The 14,035-nt window shown below is 71.2% G+C and carries 15 protein-coding genes and 2 pseudogenes; 6 read left to right on the top strand and 11 right to left on the bottom strand.

The genetic code is table 11. The features are described from left to right. Nucleotides 1–10: 10 nt before the first annotated feature. Nucleotides 11–1,186 (bottom strand): mandelate racemase/muconate lactonizing enzyme family protein, encoded by a 1,176-nt coding sequence (locus tag ACFV9T_RS32075; RefSeq protein WP_385445976.1) that lies wholly within the window; start codon nucleotides 1,184–1,186, stop codon nucleotides 11–13. A gap of 20 nt (nucleotides 1,187–1,206) precedes the next feature. After that, nucleotides 1,207–2,175, bottom strand: coding sequence for a hydroxyacid dehydrogenase (locus ACFV9T_RS32070; RefSeq protein ID WP_385445975.1), 969 nt, complete (start codon nucleotides 2,173–2,175; stop codon nucleotides 1,207–1,209). Nucleotides 2,176–2,311: 136 nt separating this feature from the next. On the opposite strand from ACFV9T_RS32070, the gene ACFV9T_RS32065 reads away from it, so the two are divergent. The 3 genes from ACFV9T_RS32065 to ACFV9T_RS32055 are packed head-to-tail and all read left to right on the top strand — an operon-like array spanning nucleotide 2,312 to nucleotide 4,454. Then, nucleotides 2,312–3,187, top strand: coding sequence for a LysR substrate-binding domain-containing protein (locus ACFV9T_RS32065; RefSeq protein WP_385445974.1), 876 nt, complete (start codon nucleotides 2,312–2,314; stop codon nucleotides 3,185–3,187). Nucleotides 3,188–3,246: 59 nt separating this feature from the next. After that, complete coding sequence (locus ACFV9T_RS32060; RefSeq protein ID WP_385445972.1) at nucleotides 3,247–3,756, top strand: RNA polymerase sigma factor; 510 nt, start codon at nucleotides 3,247–3,249, stop codon at nucleotides 3,754–3,756. Further along, a complete protein-coding gene (locus tag ACFV9T_RS32055; RefSeq protein ID WP_385445971.1) occupies nucleotides 3,756–4,454 on the top strand; it encodes a hypothetical protein in 699 nt (232 codons plus the stop codon). Before ACFV9T_RS32060 ends, ACFV9T_RS32055 begins: the two co-directional genes overlap by 1 nt. 70 nt (nucleotides 4,455–4,524) lie before the next feature. On the opposite strand, the gene ACFV9T_RS32050 is transcribed toward ACFV9T_RS32055, so the two are convergent. The 4 genes from ACFV9T_RS32050 to ACFV9T_RS32035 form a co-directional block, all read right to left on the bottom strand. Continuing rightward, entirely contained in the window at nucleotides 4,525–5,199 is a 675-nt protein-coding gene (locus ACFV9T_RS32050; protein WP_385445969.1) for a hypothetical protein, read from the bottom strand. Beyond that, a complete protein-coding gene (locus tag ACFV9T_RS32045) occupies nucleotides 5,196–5,747 on the bottom strand; it encodes a hypothetical protein (RefSeq protein ID WP_385445968.1) in 552 nt (183 codons plus the stop codon). The genes ACFV9T_RS32050 and ACFV9T_RS32045 overlap by 4 nt, the downstream gene beginning before the upstream one ends. A gap of 355 nt (nucleotides 5,748–6,102) precedes the next feature. Beyond that, complete coding sequence (locus tag ACFV9T_RS32040; RefSeq protein ID WP_385445967.1) at nucleotides 6,103–7,368, bottom strand: MFS transporter; 1,266 nt, start codon at nucleotides 7,366–7,368, stop codon at nucleotides 6,103–6,105. Nucleotides 7,369–7,429: 61 nt separating this feature from the next. Beyond that, the gene (locus ACFV9T_RS32035) at nucleotides 7,430–8,659 is read right to left on the bottom strand and encodes a Bcr/CflA family multidrug efflux MFS transporter (RefSeq protein WP_385445966.1); all 1,230 of its coding nucleotides are present in this window, start codon (nucleotides 8,657–8,659) and stop codon (nucleotides 7,430–7,432) included. Between the two features lie 117 nt (nucleotides 8,660–8,776). Between ACFV9T_RS32035 and ACFV9T_RS32030 the strand changes: the two genes are divergently transcribed. Continuing rightward, nucleotides 8,777–9,253 (top strand): MarR family winged helix-turn-helix transcriptional regulator, encoded by a 477-nt coding sequence (locus ACFV9T_RS32030; protein WP_385445965.1) that lies wholly within the window; start codon nucleotides 8,777–8,779, stop codon nucleotides 9,251–9,253. Here the strand turns inward: ACFV9T_RS32030 and ACFV9T_RS32025 are convergent. Beyond that, a complete protein-coding gene (locus ACFV9T_RS32025; RefSeq protein WP_385445963.1) occupies nucleotides 9,250–9,828 on the bottom strand; it encodes a TetR/AcrR family transcriptional regulator in 579 nt (192 codons plus the stop codon). The genes ACFV9T_RS32030 and ACFV9T_RS32025 overlap by 4 nt on opposite strands. 90 nt (nucleotides 9,829–9,918) lie before the next feature. On the opposite strand from ACFV9T_RS32025, the gene ACFV9T_RS32020 reads away from it, so the two are divergent. Further along, nucleotides 9,919–10,365 (top strand): anthrone oxygenase family protein, encoded by a 447-nt coding sequence (locus tag ACFV9T_RS32020; protein WP_385445962.1) that lies wholly within the window; start codon nucleotides 9,919–9,921, stop codon nucleotides 10,363–10,365. Nucleotides 10,366–10,402: 37 nt separating this feature from the next. Here ACFV9T_RS32020 and ACFV9T_RS32015 read toward each other — a convergent pair whose 3' ends face one another. Further along, the gene (locus tag ACFV9T_RS32015; protein ID WP_385445961.1) at nucleotides 10,403–10,738 is read right to left on the bottom strand and encodes an ArsR/SmtB family transcription factor; all 336 of its coding nucleotides are present in this window, start codon (nucleotides 10,736–10,738) and stop codon (nucleotides 10,403–10,405) included. Nucleotides 10,739–10,910: 172 nt separating this feature from the next. Between ACFV9T_RS32015 and ACFV9T_RS32010 the strand changes: the two genes are divergently transcribed. Beyond that, nucleotides 10,911–12,053: an FAD-dependent monooxygenase gene (locus tag ACFV9T_RS32010; protein WP_385445960.1), complete on the top strand. Its 1,143-nt coding sequence runs from the start codon at nucleotides 10,911–10,913 to the stop codon at nucleotides 12,051–12,053. A gap of 81 nt (nucleotides 12,054–12,134) precedes the next feature. Here the strand turns inward: ACFV9T_RS32010 and ACFV9T_RS32005 are convergent. The 3 genes and pseudogenes from ACFV9T_RS32005 to ACFV9T_RS31995 all read right to left on the bottom strand — a co-directional run bounded on the left by ACFV9T_RS32005 (nucleotide 12,135) and on the right by ACFV9T_RS31995 (nucleotide 13,956). Beyond that, nucleotides 12,135–12,818: pseudogene (locus tag ACFV9T_RS32005) on the bottom strand (alpha/beta fold hydrolase). Nucleotides 12,819–13,072: 254 nt separating this feature from the next. Continuing rightward, nucleotides 13,073–13,309: pseudogene (locus ACFV9T_RS32000) on the bottom strand (alpha/beta hydrolase); the annotation flags it as partial. 23 nt (nucleotides 13,310–13,332) lie between these two features. Beyond that, nucleotides 13,333–13,956, bottom strand: coding sequence for a TetR/AcrR family transcriptional regulator (locus ACFV9T_RS31995; RefSeq protein WP_385445959.1), 624 nt, complete (start codon nucleotides 13,954–13,956; stop codon nucleotides 13,333–13,335). Between the last annotated feature and the right edge of the window lie 79 nt (nucleotides 13,957–14,035).

Raw genomic sequence — 14,035 nt, 5'->3', positions numbered from 1 at the left:
GACAAAGGGCCTAGGCGAAGGCCAGGTCCAGGGACTCGGCGCGGATCCGCTCCTCGTCCACCTCGACACCGAGCCCGGGGCCGGTGGGGACGGTGGCGGTGGCGGAGGCGATCTCCAGTTTGTCGACATAGAGATCTGACAGGAGTTCGGGCCCGTTCAGCTCGGCGGGCAGGGCGAGTTCCAGCTGACTGAAGAGGTGCAGGGCCGCCGCGAAGCCGATTCCGCAGTCGGTCAGCCCGCTGGCCAGCACCTCCAGGCCGCCCGCCTGGGCGACATGGGCGCTCTTGAGGGCGTTGCGGATGCCGCCCGCCTTGCAGATCTTGATGACGACGAGATCGGCGGCGTCCAGCCGCATCGCCCGCGCCACGTCCTGGGCGGTGAAGCTGCCCTCGTCGATGGCCACCGGAAGGTCGATCATGCCGCGCAGCCGGTGCAGCGCGAGGGTGTCCGTGCTGGGGACGGGCTGCTCGACGCACGCGATGCCCGGTACGTCGCGTACGGCGTCCAGCAGCCGCTTCAGCGCGGCGGGCCGGTACGACTGGTTGGCGTCGAGCCACAGCGGCTTGCCCGCCGCGACCTCCGCGACGGCCGCCACGGCGGCGGTGTCGGCGGCGAGATCCCCGCCGATCTTCACCTTGTACGCGGCGTAGTCCGAGGACATACGGGCGTGCTCGCGCACGGCGGCGGGCGCCCCCACACCGATGGCCGAGCAGAGCGGAATCGCGTCCCGCGCCTTGCCGCCCAGCAGGGCGTGGACAGGCAGGCCGACCAGCTTGCCCGCCGCGTCGTGCAGGGCGATGTCGACGGCGGCGCGGGCGAACGGGAAGCCGTTGGAGACGGCGGGGCTGAGCCGCCGGTTCGCCCGCGCGTGGAACAACTCGACGTCGAAGGGGGTGAGTTCGAGCAGGATCGGGGCCAGGTGCCGCTTGATGATCACGGCGATCGTCTCGGCGGTCTCATAGCTCCAGCTCGGCAGGGCCCGCTGCTCGCCCCAGCCGACCACGCCGTCCTCGGTGGTCAGCCGTACGAAGATCACCGCGCCTGCCTGGTCCGGTGCGGCCTGCTCCGGTGCGGCCTGCTCCGGTGCGGCCTGCTGCGGTGTGCCGACGACTCCGCTGCCGAGCACGAACCGCCGGGCGAAGGGTACGGCCACGGGGAAGACCTCGACCGCCGTGATACGCGACATGTGCACTCCTCCAGGCAGGCTCAGGCGGCCGTCGACCACGCGGCGGGATCCACGAAGCTCGGCCCTCGCACGCCCTTGTCGAGCCAGTCGGCGACATCGGCGAGCACATATCCGGCGAGCGCCAGATGACCGTCCACGGTGTCCCCCGCGATGTGCGGGGACAGCAGCAGGTCCGGGCAGCCCAGTACGGCTGCGTCGAGCACGGGCGGTTCGGGGTCGAAGACGTCCAGCGCGGCGAGCAGCCTGCCCGCGAGAACGTGTTCCAGCAGCGCGGCCTGGTCGACGGCCGGGCCGCGCGAGGAGTTGACGACGACGGTGTGGTCCGGCATCGCCTCGATGAGCGCCCGGCTCACCAGCCCGCGCGTCTCCGGCAGGTCCGGCACATGGAGCGAGACGAACGGGCAGCGCAGCGTCTCCTCAAGTCCGGCCGTCCGCACGCCGAGCGCGGCGGCCCGCTCCTCACCGAGGTACGGGTCGTACACCACCACCTCGCACCCGAACGGCCTGAGCAGCGTGATCAGGGCGCGCGCGGTGGAGCTGGCGCCGAGGATGCCCACCGGGCGGCCCGCGAGTTCGCCGCCCCGGAACCCCGTCTGCTTCCAGCCCCCGCCGCGCACGGCGGCGTCGAACCGGGGCAGGCGGCGGGCCAGGGTGAGCATCGCGGCGAGGCAGTACTCGCCCACCGACCAGGCGATCCGGCCCCCGGCGGAGAAGACCGCGACGCCCTGGTCCAGCACCTCCCGGTCGATGAGCTTCTTCACCGACCCGGCCGCGTGCGCGACCACCGTGGGCCCGCGCCCGTCCGCCCAGAGCGAGGCGTCCAGGTGCGGGGTGCCCCAGCTGGTCAGCAGGACGTCGCAGTCGGCGGCCAGCGCCGCCACGTCGTCGGCGGTGAGCCGGTCCCCGGCCCACACCGCCCTCTCGTAACGGGTCTCGATCAGACGCCGGGCGTCGGGACCGCAGACGTCGGCGGCGCGCGAAGGGGTCATGGCGACAGCGATTCTGGACAACCTGGCTCCTCGGAGGCGGACGGCTGTGCGCTGGTGGTCCTGACTGGTCCTGACGGTAGGACGTGGCGTTATGCGCGTCCAAGCCCGATTTCGCATGGCGCGATACCTTGACGGCATGGACCTTTCGCTGCAACAGCTGCGCGGCTTCGTCGCCGTAGCGGAGGAACAGCACTTCGGTCGGGCCGCCGAGCGGCTCAATATGACGCAGCCCCCGCTGACCCGGCAGATCCAGGCCCTGGAACGGTCCCTGGACGTCGTCCTCTTCGAGCGCACCGGCCGGGGCGCCCGCATCACCGCGGCGGGCACGGTCCTCCTCGAACACTGCCGCCGGGTCCTCGCCCTCCTGGACGCCGCCCCCGTCGCCACCCGTCACGCCGCCGAGGGCCGCACCGGGACGCTACGCCTCGGCTTCACCGCGATCGGCGCGTACGCGATCCTCGCCGACGTCCTCGAGCTGGTGAAGCGCCGCATACCCAATGTCGCCGTCGAGCTGTCCGAGCTGGTCAGCCCGGAGCAGTTCACCGCGCTCGGCGACCTGCGGATCGACCTGGGCCTCGTCCGGCCGCCGATCCCCGAGGGCTACGCGTCCGTCCTGATCCACTCGGAGGACCTGGTCCTCGCGGTCCCCGCCGCCCACGCGCTGGCCGAGGGCACCGCGCCCGTCCTCCTCTCCGAGGTGACCAACAACTACATCGGCTACAGCCCCGAGGGCTCGCGCTATCTGCACGACATCTGCGCCGCCATGATCGGCGTCGACCGCTACGCCGTCAGCCAGCTGACCTCCCAGGTGCCGACCATGCTCGCCTTGGTCCGGGCGGGTCTGGGGTGCGCGCTGGTGCCGCGCTCGATCATGACGATGGGCGTGCACGGCGTCCGCTACCGCGAACTGGCCGCCGCCGACGCCCACTCCGTCACCCTCCACGCCTGCTGGAGCCCTGACAGCCCCAACCCCGCCCTCCACCGCCTGACCGACGCCCTCAGCCGTCGCTGACGGGAAAAGTCTTGGAACCGGTCGGTAAGGATGCGCCGGGTCCACGACATATAGGGGGTGTGGAGACCTTGAAGACCCGGAGCGACCGTGACCGCGCCGCGCGGTTCACGGCCCTGTATGTCCGCGATCATCCGCGGGTGTGCGCCTTTGTGCACCGGCGGTCGGGCGACCTAGGAGCGGCGGAGGAACTGACCGCCGAGGTCTTCCGTACCGCGTGGGAGCGCATGACGGCCGGTCAGGACGTAGGGACAGGCTGGCTTTTCGTCACCGCGCGCAACCTGCTGAGCAACCACTACCGCTCCGTGGCACGCCTCACGGAGCTGCACCACACCATTGCCGACGCGCTGGGCCGCGCCCCGGCGTCGGGCCAGGACAACGCGGTGCTCGACGCCCTCGACCGGCTTCCGGCCGCTCACCGCGAGGTGCTGCTGCTGAGCTACTGGGACGGGCTCAGCGCCGCGGAAGCCGGTGAAGTCCTCGGGTGCGGCGCGTCGGCGGTATGGGTCCGGCTGCACCGAGCCCGCAAAGCGTTCCGTCATGTTTACGATCGGCCCGAGGAGTCCGTGTGATGCGCGTAAAGCCTCTGATCAGGAACGCCAACCCGGTCCCGGACGCGGCACACGAGGGCCTGTCGGCGCGCGCCGCCGACGAACTGGCCGCGCTGGTCGGCCCCGGTGGCGCCACCGCCCCCGCCCCCGCACCCGCGCCCGCGCCCGCTCGCCGGTCGCCCCGGCGGGGCTTCCTGATGGCCGCCGTGGCTGGCGGAGCCGCCGTCGCCATCGGCGGCGTCACCTTCTTCAGCCTCCAGAACGACCCGGCGGCCGACCCGAGCACCGACCCGGCTCGCCCGGGCGGCGGCGCCATGGCCGATGAGCCGTACTTCGGCAGCACGGCCAGGCTGGAAGGCGCGGCGACCGTGATCGTACGGGCGCGGCTCGGCGCCGGACGCGAGGAGAGCGTCGACGACATCCCCACGACGGTGGCCACGGCGAAGGTGGTGGCGACCGCCAAGGGCGAGCCGTCGGGCGATGCCATCCAGGTGTCCTACACGACCCCCGGTTCCGGGCCCGAGTCCGCCGACCTCACCGCCGGAAAGGAGTACGTCCTCCTGCTCGAAAAGGGCGACGACGGAAGCTACTTCCTGGTGAACACCACTCAGGGCTGGTACACGGTCGAGGGCGGTACGGCGGTCCCCGCCAGGGACAACGACGTGGCCCTGAGCCCGGGCGTCCGCAAGGCGCTCCGACTCGCACAGCCGAACCGCTGACGCGGCGCCGGTGCGCCACGGACCATCCCGTGGCGCACCGGCTGGGTCCGGTGCTACCGCGTGCGGTTGGCTACCGCGTGCGGTTCTTGGCGATCCGGTCCGCCCTCGCGGCCAGCTGACCGATCTTGCCCGCGTTGTCGAAACCGGCACCCGCCACGGCCTTGACCGTGCCGCCCGACGCGACGGTGTAGAGCGCCTGCTCCGGGTTGACCAGGTCGTACGGGCTCTTGCCGCCGTGGTCGGCGAGCATCAGCACATACTGCGGCCCGCCCTTGGCGAGATGGGTGGTGCCCTGCTCCTGGTACGTGACGCCCTTGTACGCGCCACCGAGCTGGCTGACCTCGATGGTGTCCCCGACGGCCACATCCCCGGCGAGGGACTGGGAGACCTTCACCTTGGAAACGGTGACGATGACCGGGTCCGCCTCGGCCGCCTCCTTGGCCGCCTTGGCTTCGGCGGGCGACAGCCCGGCCTGCGGGTTGGTGGCGGGGTCGTCGCCGGTGGGCGCGTCGGGCAGCATTTTCTCCACCCGGCTGCTGACCACGGTTCCCTTGACGACGACGTCGGAATTCTTGATGACCGCGTCGAGCGAGGAGTACTCGGGATAGTCCGCGTGATAGGCCACGGTGTCCGAATCCGCCGTGGACTTGGCCTTCTTGGATTCGCCGTCCATGGAGCAGCCGACAGCGGTGAAGGCGGCGAGCAGCACCGTCCCGGTGATGAGGATGTTCCGTCTCGCGGTCACGTGTAGATCCTCTTCACCTCGGACTTGTCATAGGCCAGCGGCTTCTGCACCGTCGATCGATTACGGCTGTGCTTCATCAACGACGCTTTGCGCGTGTTCGGGTTGTCGTCGAGGCTGAGCCCGTGCCCGAGTTCGTGCGTAACGGTGCTCCGAACCCACTTGTCGTACTGGGATATGGAACCCGTGTCCCGGTCGATGGTCCTGGCATTGACCTGGATCTTGAAGGACCGGTTCGGCCGCGACCCGGACGGCGCGTACAGGCCGTACCAGCTCGCGCTGTAGCGGTTGGCCGTGAAGCTGGGCTTGGCACTGGACTTGCGCTTGATGTTCGCGCCGACACCGGCGGTGTTCCAGTTCTTCCGACCGGTGTCGAAGTACTTGACCCATTGACTGTTGATGCCAACGGTCTTGACGCTGAACGTCCGCTTGGGCATGCCCCCGCTGTAGTACGTGGCATGGGCGGGTGTCGACCCGGCCAGCGTGCCCACGATGGCCAGCGAGGCGCACGACGTCAGGGTCAGTAACGCACGCGGATATCTTCGGTTCAAAACTGTTCCTCCGTGAATCGAGCAGGCGACTTGGCCGAATGCGTGAGCGCATTTCTCCACGGTTGGTGCAGCGTGAGAAATCCATGTCCTGGGTGTCAGGTCACAGGAAAGGATCCGAAAGGAAATGGGGATGCGGAAAGTCAACGCATCCTGAAATGTACTGTCTTCCCCCTTTTGATCCCCCGTTGACCGGCTGCTTCGCCCGTGCATGCCGAGGCGGTCAGCCGTTTACCGAACATGCACCGCATTTGCCGTGTCGATGTTCGAGGCCAAGCTTCACAGGCGGCGCACACCCGGGCATCCGCCTCAAGAAGGAGCAATGCGGCAATGTCCTCCTACTTGAGGCGGTGTCCCCCTAGGGGATATCCCGTAGCCGGTGGGGCGCCTCACGCGTTGACGGGGACCGGTGGCTGTCCGGCGCGCGGGCTGCGGGCGGCCGCCTTCCGGCGAGGAGGGCCGCGAGGGGCGCGACGGCCAGCGCGGCGGACATCGTGGTGAAGCCCGCCGAGAAGGTGGCCACTTGGGCCGCCAGGCCGAGGAGGAGGGAGCCGAGGCCGGTGCCCGCGTCGTAGCCGATGTTCCAGGCGACGGAGGTGAGGTGGCGGTTCTCCGGGCCCGCGTGGTCGAACGCCTGGACCAGGGTGACGCTTTGCAGCCCTCCGTAGGCCACGCCCAGCAGGAGCAGCCCGGTCAGGAGCAGCGGGGTGGTGACGGGTTCCGGGCCGACGGCCAGGGCGATCAGCAGCAGGCCCGCGCTCGCGGCCACGGTGAGGACGCAGGTGATCGGGCGCGGGGCGATCCGGTCCGCCAGGGATCCGCAGCCCCAGCGGGCCGCCGCGGCCGTGGCGGTGAGGGTGAGCAGGCACGCGGCGGCCAGCGCCGGGGTAGCGGTGAACTGGGGGGCGAAGGTGAGGACGGCGCCGCCTCCCGAGGTGACCAGCAGCAGCACGGCCAGCGGCAGCGCGATGCGCCGGAGCACCGCAGGCGTGGGCGTGGGAGTGGCGGGCCGGTGCCGGTCCTCGGCTGGGGCGGGGCCGTCGACGCGGGCCGCGACGGCGCGGCCGAGCGCGGGCGTCCAGGGCAGGGCGAGTACGGGGAGCACCCCGCAGGCGACGATGGCCGGGAGGGCGAACGCGCCGACCAGCCAGGGCGCCGCCGGGGTGAGGACGACTTGGGGGACGGCGACGGCGAAGCCGTAGAGGCCGATCGCCGCGCCTTGGCGTCCGCGCGGGGCCAGCGCGGCCGCGGCGATGGATCCGCAGACGGTGACGATCCCGAAGCCCGCCCCGCGCAGCGCCGTGGTGAGCAGGATCGTCGGCAACTGGTCGCCGAGCGCCTGCAGCGGCGCGGGCAGGCCGAGCAGCAGGGCGCCGAGGGCGAGCGTGCGGGTCCAGCCGAGCGTGCGCAGCGTGGCGTTGACGCAGAGCTGCGCGAGCACGGTCGTGGCCATCAGGACGGCGGTGACGAGCCCGGCGCCGAACTCGTCGGCGCCGCCGCTGACGGCCCACGCCGGAGAGACGGGCAGCAGGAGCGCGAACCCCGAGAAGCAGCAGAGGACCACCATCAGCAGCTGCGGGATGCCGGGTGCCCCTATGACGGATTCCTTGGGCCGTTGAGTCATACACCTAAGGTTGCCCTCTACCGGGGACGGCCAGGGACGGCCAGGGATAGCCAGCGGACAGCTAGGCGGCGTCCCGGCCCCCACGCCGTACGGGCCACAGGTGCACCGCCACTGCCGCCCCCGCCGATGCCGCGATGGCCAGGGCCATCGGCAGCGCCGCGCCGTCGCCGCCGAGTCCCGCCAGCGGTCCGGCGATGCCGCCCAGCGCGTACTGGAGCAGCCCCAGCAGCGCGGACGCCGTACCGGCCACCTCGGGGTGGCCGGACATCGACAGGGCCGTGGAGTTCGGCATGATCAGGCCGATACTGGAGACCAGCGCGAAGAGCGAGACGAGCACGGCGGCCACGCCCAGGTCGGCGAGTACGGACAGCAGCAGCGCCCCGCCGCCCGCCGCGCACAGCGCGAGCCCGGCCCGGAGCAGCGCGGAGGGCGAACGGCGGCGCAGCAGCCGGGCGTTGCCCTGCCCGAGCACCGCGATGCCGAGCGCGTTGACCGCGAAGACGATGCTGAACTGCTGCGGGTCCAGGCCGTACGTCTTCTGGAGCACGAAGGAGGACGCCGAGATGTACGCGAACATCGCGGCGAACGCGAACCCGCCCGCCAGCGCGGGCCGCACAAACCCCGGGTCGCGCAGCAGCGCCCCGAAGCTGCCGACCGTCTGTCCGAGCCCGCCCCGGCGCCGCCGCGCGGGCGGCAGGGTCTCCCCCACGACGGCCAGGGTGGCCGCGAGCAGCACCACGCCGATGACCGCGAGGACGACGAAGACCCCGCGCCAGGAGGTGAAGCGCAGCAGCTGCCCGCCGAGGACCGGCGCGAGGATCGGCGCCAGGCCGTTGACCAGCATCAGCAGCGAGAAGAAGCGCGCGGCGGCGGTGCCCTCGTAGAGGTCGCGGACGATGGCCCGGCTGATCACGATCCCGGCCGCGCCCGCTATCCCCTGGACGGCCCGCAGCCCGGTCAGGGCCGTGACGTTCGGCGCGAAGGCGCACAGCACGGACGCCACCAGATACCCGGCGAGCCCGATGAGGAGCGGCACCCTCCGCCCCCACCGGTCGCTGAGCGGCCCGGCGATCAGCTGCCCGACGGCGAGGCCGATGAGGCAGCTGGTCAGGGTCAGCTGTACGGCCGCGTCCGGTACGGCGAAGTCCCGCGCGAGGGCGGGCAGCGCGGGCAGGTACATGTCCAGCGACAGCGGACCGAACGCCGACAGCGCCCCCAGCACGATGAGCAGCCGCAGCGCACGAGGGGGCGAGGGCGGGGCGGAAACGGAGGGCGAGGTGGCGACTTCCATGACCACCACCGTACCGAAATCACTGACTGCTCAGCAATTGACGAGTCAGTGATTTACGCGGCACTAGACTGCCCGCCGAGATCACGGGCGAGATCCATACGGGAAGGCAGGCACGCCATGGGGGCACGGAAGCGCACCGCCGCGGAGGCGGCCCGCGGGCCCCTCGTCCACGAGTTCGGCCTGCTGCTGAGGGCGGCGACCCACCTGGAGCAGCGCATCAACGCCGCGATGCGCGCCGAGTCCGGCATCAGCCACGTGATGTTCGAGGTGCTGATCCGGCTCTGCAAGAACCCCGGCGAACAGGTCTCCCAGCGCGCCCTGTCCGACGACCTCGTCCTGACCAGCGGCGGCGTCACCCGCCTGATCGACCGCATGGAGGAAGCGGGCCTCGTCCGCCGCGTCCCCTCCCCCGACGACCGCCGGGTGACACTGGTCGAGGCGACCCCGGAGGGCGAGAAGACGTTCGTGCACGCGGTGGACGTCCACGCCCGCATCGTGGAGCGCTACTACGTAGCCCCCGTGACCGCCGACGACCGCACCCGCCTCGCCGCCTCCCTGGAACGCATCACCACAGCCCTCCAGGACGAGGACTAGACCACGGCGAGCCGGTCCACCAGCAGTTCCACCCTCCGCTCGGTGTCCTCCCGTGGCTGCCGCCCCGACCGGGCCAGGGTCGCGAGGCCGTGCAGGGACGCCCAGAACAGCTCGGTGAACAGCCCCGGGTGGACGCCCTCCCCGGCCACCTCACCCAGACTCTCCAGCAGCGCGGCGAACGCGTCCTTCAGCGGCTCCGGGGTGTCCTCCCGCGCGAACACCAGACCGCCGTCGAGCAGGAACATGGCGTCGTAGACCGCCGGGTGGGACTCGGCGAAGCCGAGGTAGGCGCGGGCCAGGGCGGCGACCCGGGCGCGCGGTCCGTCCGCGGCGGAGGCCGCGGCCCGCACGACCGCCGCCAGTTCGGCGGCACCTTCGAGGGCGACGGCGCCGATGATCTCGCGCTTGCCGCGGAAGTGGCTGTAGAGGACGGGCTGGCTGTACTCGATGCGCTCGGCGAGCCGACGGGTGGTGACCGCGTCCCAGCCCTGCTGCTCGGCGAGTTCGCGGGCCGTCGCCACGATGAGGCGCTCACGATCCGCCCGTTCGCGCTCCTTGCGTTCCTGTACCGACATGATCCGACCCTATCACCGCTAGACAGGCGAGCGGCAGCAGTTCTAGTGTTGCCTCATCACCTAGCACCGCTAGACACCGGAGGGTTCATCGTGCTCACCACACTTGAGGTCGTCACCATCGTGGTCGTCGGGGTGATGGTGGGGGTGGAGTTCGCCGTCGCCTTCGTCATCAACCCGATCCTCAACGCCCTCCCCGAGGACAGTGGCCAACTCGGCCGCGCCCACGGGGCCCGGATGCTCGGCGCCGTGATGCCGGTCTGGTACATCGGCTCGCTCGCCCTCGTCGCGGCCTGGGCCATCGCCGGATGGCACCACGACGGCGTCGGCCTCGTCGTCACCGCAGGCGCGCTGCTGATCCTCAGCGTGATCATGTCGCTCCTGCTGCTCGTCCCGATCAACAACCGGAGCAAGACGTGGACCCCCGAGAATCGGCCCGCCGACTGGAAGCAGCAGTCGAACCGCTGGGACCGCTTCCACTACATCCGCGTCGCCGTCATCGTCGCCGCCTTCGCCCTGCTCGCCGCCGCCCTCGCCTGAGCCCGCTCGCCGCGGGACCGACTCCCCTCCGGCGTACTCAGCGAGGAGCGGTACCGCCCGGGGGCTCCGTTCCCAGGAGCGCGAGCAGCCCGGGAAACCTCTTCTCGATGTCCGCGCGTCGCAGGCGGATGCCCTTGCGGTTGCCGTAGTCGATCTCGTCAATGAGACCCGCCTCGCACAGGACCCGGAAGTGGTGGGTCTGGGTCTGCTTCGAGATCGGAAGATTGAACGAGTTGCAGCCCCGCTCGCTGTCGCTGCGATCGGAGACCAACTCCGTCATCACCGAACGACGGTGCTCGTCGGCGAGGGCGCGAAACACCGCACCCAGATCGAGCGCATCGGCCTCCGGGCCCATCCGATTCCTCCCGGCCACGCGGCACTCCCTTCAGGTACGACTTGCATCGTACCTGAAAGGCGTGCTCCACTGAGGTACGAAATCTTTCGTACCTTGGTCCGGTTGTGCTGCCCCGTGCCGCCGCGCCCTGAGACCCGGCCCCGGCACTCGCCGGGGACCTGGTCATCGAACACTCCGAGAGGTCATCGTCATGAAGAAACCCGAGGTGCTGATAGTCGGTGCCGGAATCGCAGGGCCCGCACTCGCGTACTGGCTCTCCCGGAACGGCTACCGGCCGACGGTCGTCGAACACGCCCGGCAGCTGCGCTCCGGTGGTAGCGCGATCGTCGTGAAGGGGCCCGCGATCCCGGTCGCCGACCGCATGGGCATCCTCCCGCAGCTCCGCGGGCTCGCCACCCGCAATCGGTCGCTGACCCTGCTCGACCCCGGCGGCAGGCGGATCCTGCGACTCCCGCTCACCTCGGACGAGGCGCCGACGGTCGAGGTGACCCGAGCCGACCTGTCCGAGGTGCTCCACCAGTCGGCGCAGACCGAGGCCGAGTTCTTGTTCGACGACACGGTCACCGCTCTCGACCAGGACGAAGGTGGGGTCGACGTCACCTTCCGGCGGTCCGCGCCACGGCGCTTCGACTTGGTCGTCGGTGCCGACGGGATGCACTCCACCGTACGGCGCCTGGTATTCGGACCCGAGCGGCAGTTCGTGAGCGACCTGGGCCTGTACGGCGCGACCGTCCCGCTGGAACCCGACGCCGTCGAGGACCCGAGCGAGATGACGATGCTGACCGCGCCGAACCGGATGCTGGTCCTCCACCCCTCGCGGACCACTCCGCTCGCGATCTTCACCTTCCGGGCCGCACAGCCGACGCCCCACGACCGCAAGAACATCGCCCTTCACAAGCAGATCGTGGCCGACGCCTACGCCGACGTGCGGTGGCGGGCACCGGAACTCGTGGCGGCGTTCCTCGACCACCCGGCTCCGTTCTTCGACCCCCTGACCACCGTCCGGATGCCCTCGTGGTCCCGCGGACGGGTCGTACTGCTCGGGGACGCGGCGGCGGCGACAGCCCTGCTGGGCGACGGGTCCAGCATGGCGATGGCGGGCGCGTACGCCCTCGCGGAAGAGCTAGCCGCCCATCCCGGTGACCACGCCCGCGCCTTCGCCGCCTACGAGTCGCGGCTCCGCCGTGAGGTAGGACCGCGGCAGCGACGCGTCGGTCTGCTCTCCAGGCTCATGGTGCCCCGCACCCGGCCGGGCCTCGCGGTGCGCAACGCGGTGGGCCGCGCGGTCGGTCGCACGAACCGGATCACCTCTCGCGAAACCGCGAACCGGTAGACCGGGTCCGCACCGACCGCTCACCGGTCGGTGCGCAGCTCCGCGGTACGCCCCTGTGACCCGTATCTCGGCGCTACCCGTTCACAGCCCGAGGACCAGTTCGCGGACAGCGGTCGGCCGGGACAGGAACGGGTGGTGCCCGGCGTCGAGTTCCACGACACGGCCCGCCCTCCGGGCGAACTCGCGTTGCAGCTGGGCGGGGGTGCCCCTGTCCTCGGCATAGACGAGGTACGTCGAGGGCACGTGCTGCTACGCCGCCGCCTTCACCGGCTGCCCGAGGACCGCCAGGCTCTGCGAGGCCGTCTTGTCCGCGGCCTGTCGCTGGATCTCCGGATCGCAGTCCTGGAGGAACGTCCCGGCCAGCGCGTCGGGCCGGACGGTGAAGGTGCCGCCCTCGGGATCGACGGCGAGGAACGGGGCGGGCTCCTCGCCACCGAACGAGGACAGGCTCTGCCCCACCTCGGGCAGGTAGCTCGACACGAGGAGCAGGTGGCGCACGGCGTCGATGCCCGCGGCGGCTTCCGCGGTGACGATCCCGCCGTAGCTGTGGGCGACCACGACGGTCGGCTCGTCGCTCGCGCTCAACACGCGCCGCACCGCCGCGACATCGTCGGCCAGCCCGGGCCCTCCCGCGCCCACCGGCTCCCCCGTCTCGCCACAACTCGGCAGCGCAGGCGCCTCGCTGACGACACCCCGCTCGGCCAGCAGCTCACCGGTCCGGTGCCACCACCACCCCTCATGATGGCCTCGTCGCCTTCTTTCCAATCGCCTATGGAGCGATATGAGGCGCACGGTGTCCCCGCACGCCGGGACGGCGACGAATCTCGCCGCCGCGCGGCCCCGCCCGCCGCGCACAACCAGCGGCGGCAGCAGCCCGCCCGGGGGCCTGGGGGCTTGCCCCCAGTTTCGGGAAGGGGCGGGGTGGACGCGAGCGACCCGCTCGCCGCGCACGACCGGCGGCAGCAGCCCGCCCGGGGGGGGCTGGGGGCTTGCCCCCAGTTTCGGGAAGGCGTGGGGTGGGGGCCGCTGGTGACGCTGCCGTGGCCGTGCCCCTCGCAGGTGAGGAGCACGCCGCCGCGGCCGGGCTGCCGGGCCACCGAGACCACCCACGGGTGGCCGGTGGCGGGGTCGTGCAGCGCGTTGGACACGAGGATCGGCGGGGCACCGGATGCGTCCAGGCGGTGCTGCGGGTTGGCGGTCGGCGCACCCAGACACGCCGCTGCCATGTGGATCGGGGGCACATAAGGCAGGTCGGGCCGCCGCAATGCGAATCTGTCCCCTAACGGCATAGATCTCCTCGATCCAGACGTACCGCGGTGATGAGGATGTCCTTGAGCCATGCTTCGTAGTCTTCAGGGGCCCAGTCGGCGTCGATGACGAGGCTGTCGTGGACGTCGGCGCTCATCAAAGCGACGGCGATGTCCACGGCCTTGGGGTGGACGCCGCAGCCGGTGGCGCGGACGCGCTCGATGACCGTCTCGACCCCGAGCCTGTTCCGTCGCGCTCCCTCCGCCTGGGTGGTCGCGATGTCCGGGGAGACCACGGCGCCGGTGTTCAGCATGGTGACGATATCGCCACAGCGCTCCCGCACCTGGCGGCTGGCCCTCGCCAGCAGTCCCAGCAGGGCGTCGGGATCGGTCAGCTCCCCCGCCTCGGCCATCAGCTCCGGCAGACCGGCTTCCTCGTCCATCAGGTCGACCAGCCCGTTGAGCACCCCGGCCTTGGAACCGAAATGCGCGTAAATGGTCTGCGGCGCGACACCGGCTTCTTTGGCGATGGAGCGGATCGGCGTGCGGGCGTAGCCATGTTCGGCGAACAGCCCGCGCGCGGTGGTGAGGATCGTGCGCAGCGTGAGCGCCTCGCGCCGGTCACGCAGCCGGACGACTCCCGGCAGATCCGCCATGTGTATGCTCCCAACTAGAACACCGTTCCAGGCATTGGAACGGTGTTCTGCAGACTATCAAGCTGCCACAGGAGGCGGG

The sequence above is a fragment of the Streptomyces sp. NPDC059850 genome, assembly GCF_042731515.1.
Taxonomy (GTDB): Bacteria; Actinomycetota; Actinomycetes; order Streptomycetales; family Streptomycetaceae; genus Streptomyces.
Note: the sequence above shows the minus strand (reverse complement) of the source record. Positions and strands in the feature narration are given on the sequence as shown.